The sequence below is a fragment of the Haladaptatus sp. CMSO5 genome, assembly GCF_036689885.1.
Lineage (GTDB): Archaea > Halobacteriota > Halobacteria > Halobacteriales > Halococcaceae > QDMS2.
On the sequence record NZ_JBAHVW010000001.1, the window covers coordinates 888774 to 906069 of the forward strand.

The 17296-nt window shown below is 62.3% G+C and carries 14 protein-coding genes; 3 read left to right on the plus strand and 11 right to left on the minus strand.

Annotation, left to right across the window (positions count from 1 at the left end):
* Window position 1: 1 nt before the first annotated feature.
* The 5 genes from V5N12_RS04830 to mutL all read right to left on the minus strand — a co-directional run bounded on the left by V5N12_RS04830 (window position 2) and on the right by mutL (window position 6300).
* On the minus strand, window positions 2-1270 hold the full coding sequence (locus V5N12_RS04830) for an MFS transporter (protein WP_332898017.1): 1269 nt from the start codon (window positions 1268-1270) through the stop codon (window positions 2-4).
* A gap of 39 nt (window positions 1271-1309) precedes the next feature.
* Window positions 1310-1447, minus strand: a complete 138-nt coding sequence (locus tag V5N12_RS04835; protein WP_332898018.1) for a hypothetical protein — start codon at window positions 1445-1447, stop codon at window positions 1310-1312.
* Between the two features lie 47 nt (window positions 1448-1494).
* Entirely contained in the window at window positions 1495-2703 is a 1209-nt protein-coding gene (locus V5N12_RS04840) for a hypothetical protein (protein WP_332898019.1), read from the minus strand.
* Between the two features lie 156 nt (window positions 2704-2859).
* Window positions 2860-4242, minus strand: coding sequence for a dihydrolipoyl dehydrogenase family protein (locus V5N12_RS04845; RefSeq protein WP_332898020.1), 1383 nt, complete (start codon window positions 4240-4242; stop codon window positions 2860-2862).
* Between the two features lie 42 nt (window positions 4243-4284).
* Complete coding sequence (mutL, locus tag V5N12_RS04850) at window positions 4285-6300, minus strand: DNA mismatch repair endonuclease MutL (protein ID WP_332898021.1); 2016 nt, start codon at window positions 6298-6300, stop codon at window positions 4285-4287.
* A gap of 160 nt (window positions 6301-6460) precedes the next feature.
* Between mutL and V5N12_RS04855 the strand changes: the two genes are divergently transcribed.
* Window positions 6461-6682: a hypothetical protein gene (locus V5N12_RS04855; protein ID WP_332898022.1), complete on the plus strand. Its 222-nt coding sequence runs from the start codon at window positions 6461-6463 to the stop codon at window positions 6680-6682.
* A gap of 44 nt (window positions 6683-6726) precedes the next feature.
* Window positions 6727-7332, plus strand: coding sequence for a TetR/AcrR family transcriptional regulator (locus V5N12_RS04860; RefSeq protein WP_332898023.1), 606 nt, complete (start codon window positions 6727-6729; stop codon window positions 7330-7332).
* Window positions 7333-7517: 185 nt separating this feature from the next.
* On the opposite strand, the gene V5N12_RS04865 is transcribed toward V5N12_RS04860, so the two are convergent.
* Window positions 7518-9014, minus strand: coding sequence for an outer membrane protein assembly factor BamB family protein (locus V5N12_RS04865; RefSeq protein WP_332898024.1), 1497 nt, complete (start codon window positions 9012-9014; stop codon window positions 7518-7520).
* 240 nt (window positions 9015-9254) lie between these two features.
* On the opposite strand from V5N12_RS04865, the gene V5N12_RS04870 reads away from it, so the two are divergent.
* On the plus strand, window positions 9255-10562 hold the full coding sequence (locus tag V5N12_RS04870; RefSeq protein ID WP_332898025.1) for a sodium-dependent transporter: 1308 nt from the start codon (window positions 9255-9257) through the stop codon (window positions 10560-10562).
* A gap of 3 nt (window positions 10563-10565) precedes the next feature.
* Here V5N12_RS04870 and V5N12_RS04875 read toward each other — a convergent pair whose 3' ends face one another.
* The 5 genes from V5N12_RS04875 to glpA form a co-directional block, all read right to left on the minus strand.
* The gene (locus V5N12_RS04875) at window positions 10566-11975 is read right to left on the minus strand and encodes an FAD-binding oxidoreductase (RefSeq protein WP_332898026.1); all 1410 of its coding nucleotides are present in this window, start codon (window positions 11973-11975) and stop codon (window positions 10566-10568) included.
* A gap of 106 nt (window positions 11976-12081) precedes the next feature.
* Window positions 12082-12936: a hypothetical protein gene (locus tag V5N12_RS04880; RefSeq protein WP_332898027.1), complete on the minus strand. Its 855-nt coding sequence runs from the start codon at window positions 12934-12936 to the stop codon at window positions 12082-12084.
* Window positions 12937-13003: 67 nt separating this feature from the next.
* Entirely contained in the window at window positions 13004-14272 is a 1269-nt protein-coding gene (locus V5N12_RS04885) for an anaerobic glycerol-3-phosphate dehydrogenase subunit C (protein ID WP_332898028.1), read from the minus strand.
* A complete protein-coding gene (gene glpB, locus V5N12_RS04890; RefSeq protein WP_332898029.1) occupies window positions 14269-15510 on the minus strand; it encodes a glycerol-3-phosphate dehydrogenase subunit GlpB in 1242 nt (413 codons plus the stop codon). The genes V5N12_RS04885 and glpB overlap by 4 nt, the downstream gene beginning before the upstream one ends.
* A complete protein-coding gene (gene glpA / locus V5N12_RS04895) occupies window positions 15507-17156 on the minus strand; it encodes an anaerobic glycerol-3-phosphate dehydrogenase subunit GlpA (RefSeq protein WP_332898030.1) in 1650 nt (549 codons plus the stop codon). Before glpA ends, glpB begins: the two co-directional genes overlap by 4 nt.
* Between the last annotated feature and the right edge of the window lie 140 nt (window positions 17157-17296).

Here is a 17296-nt window from a genome sequence, read left to right on the forward strand (position 1 = left end):
ATTATGCTGTCGGCTCCACGCCAAAGACGAGGAAGTAGCCCGTTCCGAGGAGGCCAACCACGGTCGCACTCGTGAACGCGAGCGTTGGCGACTGGCTGTAGAGGAGCCCGCCAACCGCCGCACCGGGCACGGTGAGAGCATTTCTGAGTAAGTAGTAGGCGCCGGTCACTCGCCCGCCTGCGCCCGCTTTCGCGGGACCAACGATGAGCGCCTTGTGCGCGGGCAGTCCGGCAAAGCGCAGCCCCGAAAAGGCGAACACAAGCGCGACGAGCGCGGCGTCTGCGGGCACCGAAATCAGGAGTATCGGGGTGAGCGCGTACACCGAAAACCCGGTGGCGACGACCGGTTTCAGCCCGCGACGGTCTGCCACCCACGCGCTCGGGAGCATCACGAGCAGGGCAACCGCCATCTCGACGGCGAGCAGGACGCCGAAGAAGGCTTCCGGGCGCAAGAATCCGATGACGGGGAGCCTCACGCTCACCTGCAACTGGTCGACGACGACGAGGACGAAAAACACGTGGACCATGCCGTTTGCGAACCGGACGAGCGTATCCCCGACGAGCAGCGGCCGGAGTGGTTTCGGGAGCGCCGCGAGGTCTTCACGGACCGAGGCAAGCCCGCCCCACGCCTTGCCAATCGTGTCGCCAGTCGGGTCGTAGAGGACACGCTGGGCAACCGTCGCAAGGACGGCGAAGCCGATGGCGACGACCAACACCGCCTGAAAGCCGTCGAGGAGACCGACCGTGGCCGCGAAAATGGCCGTTGCAATGAGCGGGCCAAGCAGGAAGCCGACGCGGCGCACCACTTCGGTGGCCGCAAAACCGCGAGCGAGGTGGGCCGCATCGACGCTCTGTTTGACGAGCGCGAACGTCGCGCCGAGGCCGAGTGAGTTCCACGCTTGGACGAGCACGAGGCCGACGAACAGCCACGCCCATGCCGGAAGCGGGCCGCCGAGGCCGGGTGCGAAAAACCAGAGTACGAAGCCACCAACTGAGAGCACGCCGAACAGCGTGAGCGCGCGGCGCGTCCCGATGCGGTCGGAAATCGCCCCGCCGGGGTAGGGATAGACGGCCTCAATGAACTGCTTGAAACTCCCGAACACGCCGATGACGCCCGCACCCGCGCCGAGCGCCTGCAAGTAGGCGGCGATGTAGCGGTCGGTCATCTGGTATGAAAGGCTGAACGCGAGCATCGCAACCGACAACACGAGCACGTCGCGTTCGAGTCCTGCAACCTCACGGAGCGTCTCACGGACGCCGTCACCTGCCATACGACAGGTCAGGCCGCAAGCACGATAGCGGTTTTCACGCTACTGGCGTCTCGTCTCTTCGTCGTCCGCTTCGAGCCAGATGCGGTCGAACCACGCTGCCCGCCACCGCCAGCGAAGCCACTGGTGGACGGCGAGAATGGCGAAAAACGCCCCCACGACCAGTAGGCTCAGGTCCATGGGAGAAAGACGAGCCGGGACGTCCTAAAGCTAGCTTCTGAGACAGGTCAGACGCGCCGGCGGAGCAGGAACGACACCACGAGCACCGAGAGCACGGCCGTGAGCACCGTGAATCCCGGTAGGCCGACGTTCGTGGTCGTCTGTTCTGTGGTCTCGGTCGTCATCTGTTCGGTCGTCGTCTGCGCCGTCGTCGTCGTCTGCTCACTGGCTTCGATACCTTCGACGGTGATTGGCTCCGATTCGAGGCCGTCGGTCGTCGCCACCAGTTCGTGGTCGCCCGCACTTTCGATGGCCGTCACGAGCACGCCTTGGTCGTTCGTCTCTCCGACGGCTTCGCCATCGAGGGTGATGGTGGCCCCTGAGACGAGGTCGCCGTACTCGTCGGTGACTTCAAGGCGCACGTTTTCACCGACGACGATGCGGCTCTGTGCGGCTTCGACGTGGAGCGACGGTTCGCGGTTGATGTTCACGTCGTACGTCCGCGAGCGCTCGGGGATGGTCACATCGACCGTGCGCTCTGTGTAGCCGTCCTTGGTCACGGTTGCGCTGATGGCCGTGTTCACGGGAATCTGGAGAGTGGCCTCGCCGTTTCCAAGCGTCGTGACCGTCGAGCCGCCGACCGTCACGCGCGCATCCTCGATGGGGCGCGCCGGGTCGAAGTGGTCGTCTGCCACGACGAACTGGACGGTCACCGAACCGCGTTCGAGTTCGTACTCGCGGTTGATGTCGCCGGTCACCGAAAGCGGCCCACCGCCGGTGTAGTAGCCCGCTTTGAACACGCTGATGCGGTACTCGCCGCGTTCGATGGTGTCCGTGTCGACCAGCCCGTCGCTGTCGGTGTTCGCACGGACGACCTCACGGCCGTTTTGCGACAGGATGACGCGCGCGCCCTCTACGGGGCCGTTTTCGTCTATGACGCTGATGTCAGCAGACCCTTTTTTCGCCACGTTGATGGTGACTTCCTGTTCGCTCACGTCTTCGATGACGAACGGACGATTACGGATAAAATCGGGGTGCGACACGGTGACGGTGACGGTCTCGTCTTCGGGAACGTCGAGGAACGCTTTGCCGTTCCCAGCGGTGGTTCGTGTGGTCTCTCCCCCGTCCCACGACGCGGTGAGTTCCGCCCCGCCGACGGCGTTGCCCGAGTCATCCACGACGCTTACGGTGAGTGTCACGGTTTCTTGTGCGGCGACTGGCCCTGCGACAATTGAGAAAAGCATGACGAGGGCGACGATTAACGCACGAATTCTCATAGGGTACCCTTCATGTCCGAAGACTATAAATCTCTGTTATACTGTCGAATCCGTGTCCGATACGGGTGCAGTCGGCTGAATCTTTGCGTAAACGGGGGCTGTTGAAAATCCCGTTTTCCGGCCACCTGTTTGACCGCAAAGAGGTGTCTGACGCCGCTATAGGTCGTCTTTTGCCGCGCGAAACAGCCCATCGAGAATCTCCGGCGTTGTCGGGTGGTACGCCCGGTCGGGAAGCGTGCGTACGTCTATCTCGTTCGCCACGGCGACTTGCATCGTCTTCGCCATCACATCCGCGTGGTAGTGCAGTCCCTGATACCCGAGGACGGTGCCATCGCGCGCGCAAACGAGTGAGGCGGTTCCTTCCGGGTGATTTTTTGTCTTGAACACGCCGTCGCTCGATGCCTCGCGGGTGACGGTGATGGGGTCGAAGCCCGCCTCGCGCGCCGATTTTTCGGTGTGGCCCACCCGAGCGTAGGGATACACGCCGAGTCCCGAGAACACGACGAGGTGGCGGTAGTTTTCGTACGCTTCGACCGGCTCGCCCGCGCGGTCTGCGAGGATGTTTTCTGCGGCTTTGAACCCCTGTTCTTTGGCGACGTGCAACAGCGGCTCTTTGTCGTTCGCGTCACCCACGACGTAGGTTCGCTCGTCTTCAACAGCTTGCATCGTCTCGCGCACCCACCCGCGTTCGACCGTGAGACTGGTGTTTTCGAGCCCGAGACCATCCACGTTCGGACGCCGTCCCGTGAACACGAACAGGTCGTCGGCCTCGATAATTTCCTCCTCACCGTCGCGTTCGACGGTCAGCCGAACGCCCTCGGCCGTCTGTTCGACCGACTGCTCGTGGGTGTGCGTCAGAATCTCGATGTCGAACTGGTCGCGGTAGAGGTCGAGAATCCAGTCGCCATACTCGGCTGGCGCGTCGTCGAGCGGGCGGGCGTCGTGTTCGATGACCGTAACCGAGACGCCACACTCGCTCAGATACGGCGCGAGTTCGAGGCCGATGACGCCAAAGCCCATCACGATTCCCGAGTCGGGGAGCGAGGGTGCATCGAGTACGTCGTCGCTCGTCCAGAACTCCACTTCGTCTATCCCCTCGATATCCGGCACGTTGACGGTCGAACCGGTTGCGATGACAAGGTAGTCCGGTTCGATGGTTCTGTCACCGACTTCGACCACGCGGTCTCCGAGGAGGGTTGCGGTGTCGTGGATGAACTCGACGTTCTCTCGTTTCGCAAGCCGGTGGACGGCCTCTCGACGGTGTTTGGCGAAGTTCGAGATGTGCTCGTCTTTGGTTTCGACCACTCGGTCGAGGTTCACCTCGGGCACGCCGGAAAGCCGGTCGTCATGGCGAGCCTGAAAGCGGTGGGCAGCCGCAGACAGCACTTCCTTCGAGGGCATACAGCCACGGAGAATACAGAGGCCGCCGCCCGGCTCGCCGTCGTCTACGAGCGTGAGGTCCACAGCATCGTCTGCGAGCGACTGGGCGACGGCGACCCCGGCGCTCCCGTACGCGCCGATGATTGCGACGTGCGTCATGTCCTACCCGAGGCAAGCGACTCGGTTAGTCGTTTGGCCCGTTCACTCGGCGCGCCGACCCGCGTGCCCCGGGTAGTCGCGCTCGAAGCGCGATTCGATTTCCTCGCGCGAAAACTCGATGATGACCGGACGGCCGTGAGGGCAGGCGTAGGGATTCTCACATGCATCGAGCGCGGCTAGCAGGTCAACCACTGACCCTTCGGTGAGCGACGTGTTGCCGGTAATCGAAGGATAGCACGCCAAATCTCCGAGCAGATGGTCGCGGACGGCATCGACCGTCTCCGCGGGGCGCTCAGCGGAGACGAACTCCGAGAGCACATCCCGGAGCAACGCCGGGTCTGCAGCCCCCGCCACCACCGCCGGAACCGTGGTCAGTTCGACCACGCGCTCTGCTTCGAGCGTCGCCTCGAACCCGAGTTCTGCAAGTGCTTCACGGTACGCTGAGAACAACTCAGCCTCGCGAGCGGTGAGTTCGAGCGCGACGGGCGTAGCGAGTTCTTGGGCGGGCACGTCGCCCAAAAACTGCTGTTTGAGACGTTCGTAGTTCACGCGCTCGTCGGCTGCGTGCTGGTCTACGAGCACCATCCCGCCCGGCGTCTCCGCGACGATGTAGGTGTCAGAGAGCTGGCCAAGCACCCGCAACGACGGTAACCGGTCGTACCCGGTTTCCTCGCTGGTCGGCTCGCCAGTCAACGTCTGCTGTTCGGGTTGGGCGCGGAACTTTCGGCGTGGTTCCGGGTCGTTGTGTTGTGTTTTTTCCTGCGCTGTTTCCGGCGTGGCCTGTGGCTGATTCGCGGCTTCCTCACTTTCGGATGGCTGCTCGGCCGACGGTCGTGACGCCGCCGCAGGCCGCGACCGTCGCCGTCGCTCAGGACGCGAGTCAGATTGCCGCCGGGTGCGTCTGCGGGTTGCGGGATGCGAAATCGACGTGCTCGGGTCCTCGGCTGCGTCGGTCCCAGCCTCGTCGGCTGTTTTCTCACGCGCTGTCTCGGGCACGATTTCGGTCTGTTCGGGCGCAGATCGACCGCGTGGGGCAGCGGTTCTGACTAACCCTTCGCGCATGAGCGCGCCGCAGACGGCATGTTTCACTTGGTCGTGAACGGCTGCGTCGTCACCGAACCGCACCTCCATTTTTCGTGGGTGGACGTTCACATCCACAGTCTCTGCAGGAACGTCGAGAAACAGTACCGCGAACGGGTAGCGGTCGGGGGCAATTTGCGAGCCGTAGGCTTCGACCACCGCGTCGCGGACGGGTTTCGAGGTAACGTATCGGCCGTTGACGTAGGTCGAGACGTACTCAGAACTACTCCGGGTGGTTTCGGGGTGGCTTACGACGCCTGAGAGGTCTGCGAGTGGGCCGGGTGGCACCTGTTCGACTGCCATCATCGACGTCGCCACCTCGCGGCCGTACACCGAGAGAATCGTGGCTTCGAGCGACCCTTGCCCGGTGGTCGAAAACACCTCCCGGTCGTTGTGGGTGAGCGTCACCGCGATGTCGGGGTTGGCGAGGGCGTACTGGGTGACGACGGTGTTCACGTGGGCGAACTCCGTCCCGTCCTGCTTGAGATACTTCTTTCGAGCGGGCGTGTTGAAAAAGAGGTCTTCGACTTCGATGGTCGTCCCGGCCGGACACCCGGCGGGCTTTACGTGCTCGACGCTCCCGCCTTCGTAGCGCAGTTCCGTGCCGGTGTCGCCACCGCGCGGTTTCGTGCGGATGGAAAGCCGCGAGACCGCGCCGATGACGTGGAGCGCCTCGCCGCGAAAGCCGAGCGTGCCGATGCCAGCTTCGAGGTCAGAAATGTCCCGAATCTTGCTCGTGGTGTGTTTTTGAATCGCCAGTTCCACATCGTCGCGGCTCATTCCCACACCGTCGTCGGTGATTTTGATGCCGTCTTTGCCGCCGCGTTCGACGGCGACGGTGATGCGCGTGGCGTCTGCGTCGATGCTGTTTTCGACCAGTTCTTTCACCACCGATGCGGGGCGTTCGACCACCTCACCCGCCGCGATTCGCTCGATAGTGGTCGCGTCGAGCTGGCGGATGGCGGGCCGGTCGCTCATCGTCCCTCCGGTTGTGTGGTGACTGTTCGAGATGGTGTGTTGAGACAGTCGGTCATTGTCCACACCGACGCGATACCACCCTATCAATCCGGTGTTGGTCACGCCGCCTCTGACTGAACATTCAATCAGCTTTATTAGGTGGTGTGTCTACTCTCTTTGAATGGGGCAAACTCCCTCGGTGGATGAGACCACGACCGTCCTGGTCGGCAAGAGTGGCGGCCGACTCCACCTCACGGCCGATAGCGGCCCACGCTGTGCGATGTCCGGCGACTTTTCGGAAAAGCCGCTTTCGGTCTACCCGCCTGCCCACCGCGAGTGGTGTCAGACCTGTCTCTCACTCTGGCGCCAGTCAGGTGCGTTCGCCCATGGCGATGCCGACTGACGCCACGAAGAAAGAATCACTATCTACCATCGATTTCAGTAACTATGACCCACACGCCACCGTTCGCTATCGACCCGGCGGACACCCGGGAGGCGATCATGCTCGCGACCTACCGCGCACTCTGTACCCACGGGTACGCAGACCTCACCATCCAGCGCATCGGTGACGAGTTCTCGAAGAGCAAGTCGCTGCTCTATCACCACTACGACAGCAAAGACGAGCTGTTGCTCGACTTCCTCTCGTTCATGCTCGACAGTCTCGACGAACAGCTTCCCGTCCACGAGAACGGCGGGGCGGGCGACCACATCCAGGCGATTGTCGAGCGCATGTTCGCACCAACTGGTGAGGACGGAGAAGGGGCGTTCTCGCGGGCGATGGTCGAACTGCGAGCGCAGGCCGCCCACGACGACGCCTACCGCGAGCACTTCACCCGAAGCGACCAGTTTTTCAGAAAACACATCGCCCACACCATTCGCTCCGGTATCGAACAAGGCGTGTTTCAAGACGTCGATGCGAACGAGACGGCCGCACTCCTCCAGACGATGTTCATCGGCACGATGACCCAACGCGTCACCGGGGACGAAGAGGCGTTAGATGCCACGATGGCTGCGTTGAACGAGTACATCGACAGCCACCTCCTTCGAGACTAACCGGGCTGTTCTCACCTTTCTGCGTCAGTTGGCGGTTGCGAGTGAACTCGGCTTGCCTTCAGTTGCTTTCAGCGCTGCAGATGGCGCGTGGCCAGCCCCAGTATTGAATGACTGTTCATTCAGAATTGTTGTTTTTGTTGTTTCTTCGTCCCCGTCACGCTAGAAAAATCATCAGTGACGATGGATTACTTGGTGGAGATACGAATAGTCTTCGTGAACGAATCGCCGTCGTTGTCGGTGGTACGGACGGTCACGTCTTGGTAGCCACAGTAGGAGAGGTCCATCTCGATTTTCGGCCCGCTTCTATTGAACTCGCCGTCGCCGGTCGTGTCCCACTCGAATTTCACAATTTCGCCGTTCGGGTCGACCGACCCGGAGGCGTCGAGCGTGACTGAATCGCCTTCGTCGAAGTCCGTCGAATCGAGGTCGGGCGTGCTGTCGATTTCGATAGCATGCATGTTCTTCGCCGCGGGACCTTCGAGCACGTAGAGGTCTTTTCCACCGCGAACTGACCAGCCGATGTGGTGTTCACCGAAGTAGACGCGGTCATCGACGGGGATTGCACTGGTGGCGAACGCCTCTCGGTTCCCGACCGGCGTTTTCGAGTAGACGGTTCCGGTGGTCGCTTCGAGGACTAAGAGCAGGAGATTGTCGGGGCCACCGTTTGGATACAAACCGGTGAGATAGACGGCTCCGTTCGCAACCGTCGGTTCACCGCCCTCATTGCGAGAAATCCCCTCGAACGCCCATACCTCCTCACCGGTTTCCGCATCGTAGGCAGTGATGTCTGCCTCGCGGTTTCCGAAAACGAGTCCTTCGCCGATGGCTTCGAAGTATTCGCCCGGGAGCGTCCAGCGTTCTTCGCGGCTGGCTTCGTCAAGGGCGACGAGTCCGTCGTCCGAGTTGAGAAATAGGCTTCCCTCATACACTGCGGCTGTATCGACAGCACCGTACTGGTCGATGAGGGTCTGTTCGTCTCCGGTCGCCGCATCGTGCACACGCAGGCCGTCCTCCCACGGGACGTAGAGGGTGTCATTCGAAACGACCAGCGTTGTGTTGGGTTGGTATTCGGTTTCGATTTCCCACTGCACGTCACCACTGCGTCGGTCGTAGGCGCGCAAAACGTTCGTCTCCATCTCAGTGTCGTACCCATCTACGTACAGCGTTTCGCCGTCGAGAATCGGGTCGTTGCCGAGGTAGACTGGCGCTTCCCACCTGACGCTCCCATCGGCTTTATCGAGCGCGGCGAGCGTGTCGGTTTGATGATACACGAGGTCGCCCGCGACGGCTGGCGGGCCGCGGCTGAACGTCGATTCGTAGCTCCACCGTTCCGTACCGTCGTCGGCATCGAGCGCGCGCAACTGCGTCACGCCGCTGTCCATATCATCGATGACTTCGACGACGTACACCGTGTCGTCGTCAACAATCGGTGGCGCTTCGAGACCCTGCTCATCGCCGTTCCACGTCCAAACGGTTTCTAACTCCGTGACCGGGCTGACTGCATCGTCGTTGAATCTCGTTCCCTGTGCGTTGTTTCGAGCCATCGGCCAAGTTCCGGATGTGCCGGCTTCCGCGGCTCTGACGGTTCCATTTTCAACGGTCGAAAGTCCATATCCAGAAAGCCCGATTCCGGTTGCGATTCCCGCGGCTTTGAGTACGTCGCGACGGCTGTGATTCGACATTGGAGGGTTCCTCGAAAATGAATTCAGAATAGCCGGGTAACAGTCTTGTGGCCTCGCTAACACTATGCGTGCTGGTAGTTCTTCGCGGTCGAACTGCGAAAATCGTGTGAACTAATACCAACTTCGCCCGTCGTATCGTCGGTATCGACTGTGTTCTGTGCTACTGTGTGACATTCACCATGATTGTCAATCCCTTGGCCAAAATTGCTATAAGCAATATTTGCCGAGTAGCAGGCAGCAATGGCAGAACGAGAGCAATGGAAGTCACGACTCGGATTCATTCTCGCGGCCGTCGGCAGCGCGGTCGGGCTTGGGAACATCTGGCGATTCCCCTACGAGGCGGCCGCAAACGGCGGCGCGGCCTTCCTCCTTGTAGACATCATCGCCATCCTCGCTATCGGCCTTCCGGCGATGCTAGTCGAGTTCTCTATCGGTCGCCGGGCGCGCAAGAACGTGGTCGACGCCTACGGCTTGGACGGCCACAAGGCGTGGAAACTCGCGGGCGCACTCGCCCTGTTCACCGGTTTCTGGATTTTATCGTACTACTCGGTCGTCGGCGGCTGGGTGATTCGCTATCTGTTCGGAAGCCTGACCGGTGCGTACTTCGCAGACCCCTCTGGCTACTTCGGTGTTGTGGCGTCAGGCTACGACGCACTCGCCTTCGCCGGAATCTTTCTTGCAATCGTCATCGGCATCGTCGCGCTCGGCGTCGAACGCGGCATCGAACTCGGGAATCGCGTCATGGTTCCATCCGTCGTGTTGATGATGGTCGGGCTTGCAATTTGGGCGGCCACCCTCCCCGGCGCGGGTGCGGGCTACGAATTCTTCCTCCAGCCCGACTTTGGCCACCTCGCGGCGAACTGGCAGTCTATCGTTCCTGCGGCGGTCGGTGAAGTGCTGTTCACCCTCTCGCTCGGGATGGGTGCGATGATCACCTACTCGTCATACATCGACGGCGACGAGAGCCTCGTCACCGACGGCCTCGCCATCGTCACGGTGAACACCTTCATCGGCGTCCTCGCCGGGCTCGTCGTGTTCCCGCTTCTGTTCGCGCAGGGCATCGACCCCGGCGACCCCGGTCCCGGCGCGATTTTCATCAGCGTCGCCACCGCGTTCGAATCGCTGCCTGCAGGCAACCTGCTCGGCGCACTGTTCTACGCCGTCGTGCTCATCGCGGCCATCTCTTCTGCCATCAGCTTGCTCGAAGTCGTCGTCTCCTACTTCGTGGATAACTACGACATAGACCGACGGGTGTTGTCTGCGGGACTCGGGTTTGCGAGCTTCCTCATTGGCATCCCAACGGCGCTCAACACGGGCACGCTCGGCACCTACGACAGCATCGCCAGCTCCGTGCTCCTCCCACTCGGCGTGTTCCTCGCCACCCTCTACGTTGGTTGGGTGTACGGCCGCGAGGCCATCGTCGAACTCAGCCGCGGCACGAAAGAGCGCCTTCCCGTCCTCTGGCTCTGGCACGTCAGAATCAGCCTGCTCGCCGCCGTCCTCATGACGCTCGTGTTGAGTTTCACCGAGTTCTTCGGCAGCCTGTAGCCGTCACGTTCGAGGCGGGATATTCTGATTCAGGTGGAACACGTTGTCTGGGTCCCACGTTGTCTTCACGTCGACCAGTCGGTCGTAGGTGTCTGCGCCGTAGGCGGCGCGCACCTGCGTTTCGTCATCGCGTTCGCTGATGAAGTTGACGTAGACGCCGCCGGTCGCGTGAGGTTCGAGGGCAAGAGAGAGCGACTGCGCCCAGTCCATCTGCGCCTCGTCCGTTTCGGGGTCGTTCCACCGCGACTGGATGTTCACCACCCACGTCGCCTCGCGGTGTGGATACGGCGTCGCATCGGTGGGCACGTCCGCCACGGCACCGCCGAGCGTGAGGAGCCCGATGGTGCTCTCGGGAGTCGAAATGCGCGCTGCGTGCGCACAGATGCTGTCGATGGCTTCCTCTGTGAGTTCCTCGAAGTAGTGTGACTGCCAGTAGTTTCGCACGCCCGGCAGGCCAGCGGCGTCGAACAGCGACTGGAACACGGTGTACGGTCGCGGCGCAACCGCGTCGACGATTGGGTCGCCAATCGCCCGCAACGGGGCGAGTGCGGCTTCCCCCGTATCGGGATCGCCCACATAAATCGGCGTGACGGCCAACACCGGCTTGCCGTGCCACGCAAGCGGCAAGAAGGGTGCCGGTGGCGCGTTTCGCAGGCCGACCAGACACGACACCTCGTCGGGGGCGTCCGCCATGAACGCCACCACGTCGCGCACCACTGCAGGGGCGTCTTTCAGGTCGTACATTATCGGCCCACAGAGCACCGGCCCGGCGAGTTTGTGGAGGCTGAACTCGAACGAGGTCACGACGCCGAAGTTGCCCCCACCCCCGCGAATCGCCCAGAACAGAGCTGGGTTCTCGGTTTCGCTCGCGTGGACGAGTTCGCCAGTGGCCGTCACGAGGTCAACCGACCGCAGATTGTCTACGGTGAGCCCCCACTTTCGCGAGAGGTAGCCAAAACCGCCCCCGAGCGTGAGTCCAGCGACACCCGTAGTCGAGATGAACCCGAGCGGGGTCACCAGCCCGTGGGCCTGCGCTTCGACGTCGAAGTCGTGGAGCACCGCGCCGGGTTCGACGCGTGCAGTTTTCGCCACGGGGTCGATTCTGACCGACTGCATCTCAGCGCAGTCGAGTACCAGTCCCCCGTCGCACACCGCACTCCCCGAGACGTTGTGTCCGCCGCCTTTGACGGCGATTTCGAGGTCGTACTCGCGCGCGAAGCGAACCCCCTGCATCACGTCGTTTGCGCCGTGTGCTCTGAGAATAATCGCTGGATAGCAGTCTATTAGCCCGTTCCATATCCGGCGGGCATCGTCGTACCCGGTCTCCCCGGGCAGGAGAACACCTCCCCTGACGAGTCCTCGTAACTCATCTACGGCCTCCAGTGGAAACGGCTGTCGCTCTGTAAGTGCCATGCTATCACCCCTACTGACTACGCGAGGGAAGAGAATGAAACAGTATGCAAACTGATAGTTTGGCGGACTGTCCGCCGTCGCTGAATAGTCGAGGCGCGATTCCGGCTCAGTTCGGATTCGTGCCTGCCGATTTCGAACGCGCTCCGGCGTCAGCAGCGTCCCACGAGCCATACGAGGGAGAGTTTGGGTCGATGTCTGCGATGAGGTGCATGGTGGCGAAATTCAGCCCCAGTCCCACGGGTGAGAGGATGAGGACGCCGAAGATGATGCCGACGAGTCCGAGGTTGACGACGAACGCTGAAACGAACGCGGAGGCGAGGAGCGACAACGCGACGAACCCCAGCGTGTACCGCCAGAATGCGCCGCCGTCGAGCGCGAGTCCGTACGCTCCTTTTGCGGCAGAAATGATGTCCGTCTCCCGGAGCACGACGAGGTAGGGCGTCGCGTAGAAGAGGTAGGTGAGGGCGAAAAAGATGGGGATGAAGAGCACAAAGAAGAGTGTGAGCGACGAACTGAGCGGTTGCCCATCGAATACGAGGAGCGGCGCGATGAGAACCATTGGAAGCAGTGTGTAGACGAGAAATTGGACGAAGTACCGCCGGACGTTTGCGAAAAAGTCGTACGCTCCTGTTTCGAGCGCGTCTGCGAGACTACCGAAGTATCCGGCTGTCAAGGCGGCTTGTATCACGATGTACGCAGGCAACACGAAGGCCATGGGGCCAACCGTCGGCGCTATCGAATCGACGGTAAGTCCTTGAGTGGGGCCTTCGACGAACGTCCAGAGTGTGATGACGCCCGAGGGGAAACTGAGCCGGAAACTGACGTGCATGCCGTGATGCGCGACGATTTGCTGAATCTTCTCGACTTCCATCAGCGCCATGATGAGCGGGACGACCGCCAGTAACAGGTGTTCCTGTGAACGTCCCAAGCCAGCCATAACGCGGGTTCCAAAGGAGGGCATCGCTCCTGCTGTTCCCGCCGACACTTGTTAAATATTTGTCTTTAAATTGCACGCTGACCGCGCTCGCCTACTCCACGAGCGCCGATTCGACGACTTCGAGCGGATGGCGAATCTCGTAGCCAGAGCCGTGGCCCATCTGCATCGCGCAGGTCGGACACTCGGTGAGGCCGGTTTCCCCCGGCGCGTCGTCCATGTGCTCGAACATCTCCTCGCCGATCTTCATCGATGTGTCGTAGTTCTCCTCCTTCCAGCCGTAGGTTCCGGAGATGCCGGAACACGAATCGCCAACGTCCGTGACGGAGACGCCGTCTAAGTCTGCAAACAGGTTCACCGCCTGCCCGTCTAAGCCCTGATTGCGGGCGTGACACGGCGCGTGATAGGCGAGGTCGGGAAAGTCCGGTTTCGACCCCTTCAGGTCACCTTCCACGTCTTCGTAGATGCGGAGATATTCGAGCGCCTCGTAGGTGTGGGCGGCGACTTCAGCGGTTCCCTCGAAGCTGAACAACTCGGGATACTCTTGGCGCAGCGCCATCGAACACGACGTACACGAACAGACGATGTCGTAGCCCGCAGACACGAGGTCGTGGAAGGTTTCGACGTTGAACTTCGCCGCCCGCCGGGCGTCGTCGAGCATCCCGTTTGCAAACATCGGCGTGCCCGAACACCGCTGGTCGGGGACGGCGACTTCGTAGCCGTAGTGTTCGAACACGCGGACGAGCGCCTTCGCCACCTCCGGGGTGTTGTAGTTCGCGTAATCGCCGTGGAAGTAGGCGACGCGCTTTTCGTCTGACTGAATCTTTGCACCTCCTCGCGCCTCAAACCAGTCCACGAACGTCTCGGTCGCAAATTCGGGAAACTCGCGTTCTGCGGTGATGCCGAGGACTTTCTCGTTTAGCTGTTGAACCACTGAGTTACCCATGACGAAGTTGGTGAGTCGCGGGACTTTCGAGCCAACGCGAGCGAGCGTCCCGTAGTTTGCGAGGATGCGATTGCGCCAGTATTCGCGGCTGAGCATCGACATCTCCTCTGTGACGTACTCGCCGCGAGCGGTGTTGTGCATCTGTGAGAGGGGCACTCCGGAGGGACACGCCCCGTCACAGCGCATACAGTTCGAGCACTTCATCACCGATTCGTCGACGCTCACGTCCTCCTTTCGTTTGAGTCGCCACTGTTCTGGCCCCTGAAATTTCGGGCCGGGGAAGTCGTCGTCAACTTCTGCGACCGGACACGAGGTGTCGCAGGTCGAGCACTTATAGCAACTGTCCGCCCCGGGCCGGAGGTCCATCTCCTCCGCCTCGGGAAACACGTCGATGGGGAACTTTTCTGAATCACTCATAGGTCTGCTCCTGCGCCGCGTCCGGCAGCCCAACCGGTCGCAAGCGAGCTGCCGCTGCCTGATTTCTCCACTGCAAAGTCCGCACCGCCGAGGATGCCCCCGGCCGCACGGAGATTCTCGTATGCCACCGCACCCGTCTCGTCGCAGGGCTGCAGTTCCGTATCCACGTCCACGCCAAACCGGGCGAAGGCGTGGTCGCCAAACGCTTCGTCTTCGAACCAATCGTAGCGGTTTTCGGGCTGGGAGATGGGTACCGAAAACACCGGTTCGCGCACGCCTGCACGCGAGGAAGTGAGTCCCTTCCCGACGAGGCCGCCCGTCGCCAGCACGAACTCCTCAGCGTAGTAGGGAATGTGCTGGTGGGTGCGCTCGACTTCGACGTGGTCGATGTGCCCCCCGGCTGCTTCGAACCCAACTACGGGGTTACCCGTTTCGACGGCGACGCCCGCCTCACGGAGGGCGTCGAACAGTGTGGCTTCGAGGCGCATGCCGGGCAACGAGGGCGGGCCACCCGGCACCTCGAACACGTCCGCGCCGAGTTCATCTGCGAGTTCCTCGCGCACGCGCTGGGGATGGTCGTGGCCGAGCACCGCCGGGAAGCCAACTCGTTCTGCGTCGCCGACGTGGGGTTCGATGGCCTTGACAAGTTGGCCGCGAATGCCGGTCTCGTCGGTGTCGAGCACTTTCGCGTAGCGCGTCACCTTCGCGTCGGCTCGAAGCATCGGGAAGCGGGCGGTGATGCCCCGAACCGAGAAGGGGACGCCCGCGTTTTCGAGGTGGGCGGCGGCGAGTGGCGCGTCGAAATCGGTGAGCGTCTCGAAGCCGACGAGGAGCGTCTCGCGGGCGTCGCTTGCAAGCCCCGGGGACACGCTGTTCGGGTATCGTGCGGTCGGTTTCACCGTTCCGCCGGTGGTCGGGACGAGCGCATTTTTCTCGGTGTGGTCGCCCGCGTAGCGGTCGCCCGTCACCTCGTCGAACAGCGCCAGCCCCTTTCTGAGTGCCCTCTCGCCAACGCGCTCGTAGGGGTGGCCCTCTGGCAAGTCATCGAGCGCGGCAAAGGGGTCTGCGAGCAGGTCGCCGTCGTGATAGCCAAGTATGTCAATAAGGCCCGACGCGTGCCGGAGCGTCGATTCTTTGTGCGAGACGAGGCGCACCGATGCGCCCTCGCGGGCGGCGGCCAGCGCGGCGGTCGCTCCGGCGAGGCCGCCGCCGATAACGAGGACGTCGCTGTCTATCACGGCTTGCCCCCGTCGAAGGCGTCCCAGTCTGGTGTCCCCGTTTTCGCCGGGTCGCCGTCGCGGTTCAGCGTCGCCGCGTGGAGCGCGTGGTTCAGCGCGGATTGTGAGAGCTGTTCGCCCCAGAGCGCGTGACGCTCACCCTTCCAGCGCTCTTGATACAGCTCATCGAGTGCGCCGCGGGAGACTTCCTCGTCGTGGTCAGGGTACAGTTCGCTCGCCAGTCGGTGACAGCAAAACCCGCCCTGACAGTTGCCCATCGACGCCCGCGTGCGGATGCGGACGGCGTTCAGGTCAGTGCCCACCGCAGACAGTGCGTCTTGCACCTCGGCTCGGGTGACGGCCTCACACTCACAGAGCACGGGATTCGGCGCGTCGGTTGTGAGCACGTCGTCGGCTCGCGACCCGAGACGTTGGACTGACCGGCGGCCAACCGGCGAGCGAAGCCCGAACTCATCCATGTAGTCGCGGAGCACGGCGAAATCCTCGCTTCCGGGGAGGGGCACGTCAGCCGTTTCACAGGCGGCGCGGACGCCGAGTTTCTCACAGACGTGGTCGGTGATGGACTCGGCCATCATCCGGTAGGTCGTGAACTTCCCGCCGACGATGCTCGTCATGCCGGGCAGGCCGTCGCGCTCTGCGTGGTCTAAGAGGAAGAAATCGCGCGTGATGTCGGTCGGGTCGTCGCTCCCGACCTCTGGCGGTTCGTACAGCGGGCGCACGCCCCAAAACGAACGAATCGTGCGCGCTTCTGCGAGAATCGGGACGAGTTTCGTGAGTTCGTCGATGACCAAATCGACTTCCCACTGTTCTTCCGGGTAGGCTTCGGGGTCGCTCACTTCTTCGTCCGTGGTGCCGAGAATGCACGTCGTCTCGTGGGGCACGACGATGTCCGCGTCGCCCTTTGGCCGACAGCGATTGACGACGGTGTCCACTTGCCGGACGTTCATGATGGTCATGACGCCCTTCGAGGGGCGGACTTCGATATCCACGCCCGCCATGTCGCCAAGCCGACCGGCCCACGCGCCCGTGGCGTTCACGACGTGGTCTGCGTAGATGGTCTCGGTTTTTTTCGTTGAGCTACGTTCGTGGTGGATTTTCGCGCCGACGACTTCACCGGCTTCGACCAGCAGGTCGGTGACCGGGGTGTGGGTGAGGACGCGCCCGCCGTGTTGTTCTGCGCTCGCGGCGTTTGCGACGCACAGTCGGAAGGGGTCAACCGCCCCATCCGGAACCCAAATCGCCTTCTCGATGTCGGGCGCGAGATACGGTTCGACCTCGCGGGCTTCCTCGGCCGTGAGCACCTCTGCGGGGATGTCACAGGCGCGACACCCGGCGAGCTTCTCTTGGAAATACTCCTCCGTATCTTCGGGCCGTTTCACGAACAGCCCACCCGTCTCCTCGACACAGTGGGCGGCGATGTCGCGGAGGATGCGGTTCTCCTCGATACACTCGCGGGCGGATTTCTGATCTGAGACGGCGTAGCGCCCGCCGCTGTGGAGCAAGCCGTGCATCCGGCCGGTCGTGCCGTGGGTCAAGTTGCCCTGTTCTACGAGGGTGACATCGACCCCGCGCATGGTGAGGTCGCGCGCGATGCCACAGCCCGTCGAACCACCGCCGATAACGAGAACCGCAGTTTGTGACTCCATCCAATGGTACACCTGTCGAGTGAGATGACTTCAGGTTTTTCGCCGTTCTGGTGGGATGTGCGCTGATTCGTATCGACCGGCTGTCACTCGCCCCGAAGATTTATCGCCAGTTCGTGACCAGCCTATGACAATAGGCTGGC

Excerpts from the sequence above, each read along its gene's own strand:
- V5N12_RS04830 (WP_332898017.1), bottom strand. The coding sequence starts at position 1,270 with ATGGCAGGTGACGGCGTCCGTGAGACGCTCCGTGAGGTTGCAGGACTC.
- V5N12_RS04835 (WP_332898018.1), bottom strand. The coding sequence starts at position 1,447 with ATGGACCTGAGCCTACTGGTCGTGGGGGCGTTTTTCGCCATTCTCGCC.
- V5N12_RS04840 (WP_332898019.1), bottom strand. The coding sequence starts at position 2,703 with ATGAGAATTCGTGCGTTAATCGTCGCCCTCGTCATGCTTTTCTCAATT.
- V5N12_RS04845 (WP_332898020.1), bottom strand. The coding sequence starts at position 4,242 with ATGACGCACGTCGCAATCATCGGCGCGTACGGGAGCGCCGGGGTCGCC.
- mutL (WP_332898021.1), bottom strand. The coding sequence starts at position 6,300 with ATGAGCGACCGGCCCGCCATCCGCCAGCTCGACGCGACCACTATCGAG.
- V5N12_RS04855 (WP_332898022.1), top strand. The coding sequence starts at position 6,461 with ATGGGGCAAACTCCCTCGGTGGATGAGACCACGACCGTCCTGGTCGGC.
- V5N12_RS04860 (WP_332898023.1), top strand. The coding sequence starts at position 6,727 with ATGACCCACACGCCACCGTTCGCTATCGACCCGGCGGACACCCGGGAG.
- V5N12_RS04865 (WP_332898024.1), bottom strand. The coding sequence starts at position 9,014 with ATGTCGAATCACAGCCGTCGCGACGTACTCAAAGCCGCGGGAATCGCA.
- V5N12_RS04870 (WP_332898025.1), top strand. The coding sequence starts at position 9,255 with ATGGCAGAACGAGAGCAATGGAAGTCACGACTCGGATTCATTCTCGCG.
- V5N12_RS04875 (WP_332898026.1), bottom strand. The coding sequence starts at position 11,975 with ATGGCACTTACAGAGCGACAGCCGTTTCCACTGGAGGCCGTAGATGAG.
- V5N12_RS04880 (WP_332898027.1), bottom strand. The coding sequence starts at position 12,936 with ATGCCCTCCTTTGGAACCCGCGTTATGGCTGGCTTGGGACGTTCACAG.
- V5N12_RS04885 (WP_332898028.1), bottom strand. The coding sequence starts at position 14,272 with ATGAGTGATTCAGAAAAGTTCCCCATCGACGTGTTTCCCGAGGCGGAG.
- glpA (WP_332898030.1), bottom strand. The coding sequence starts at position 17,156 with ATGGAGTCACAAACTGCGGTTCTCGTTATCGGCGGTGGTTCGACGGGC.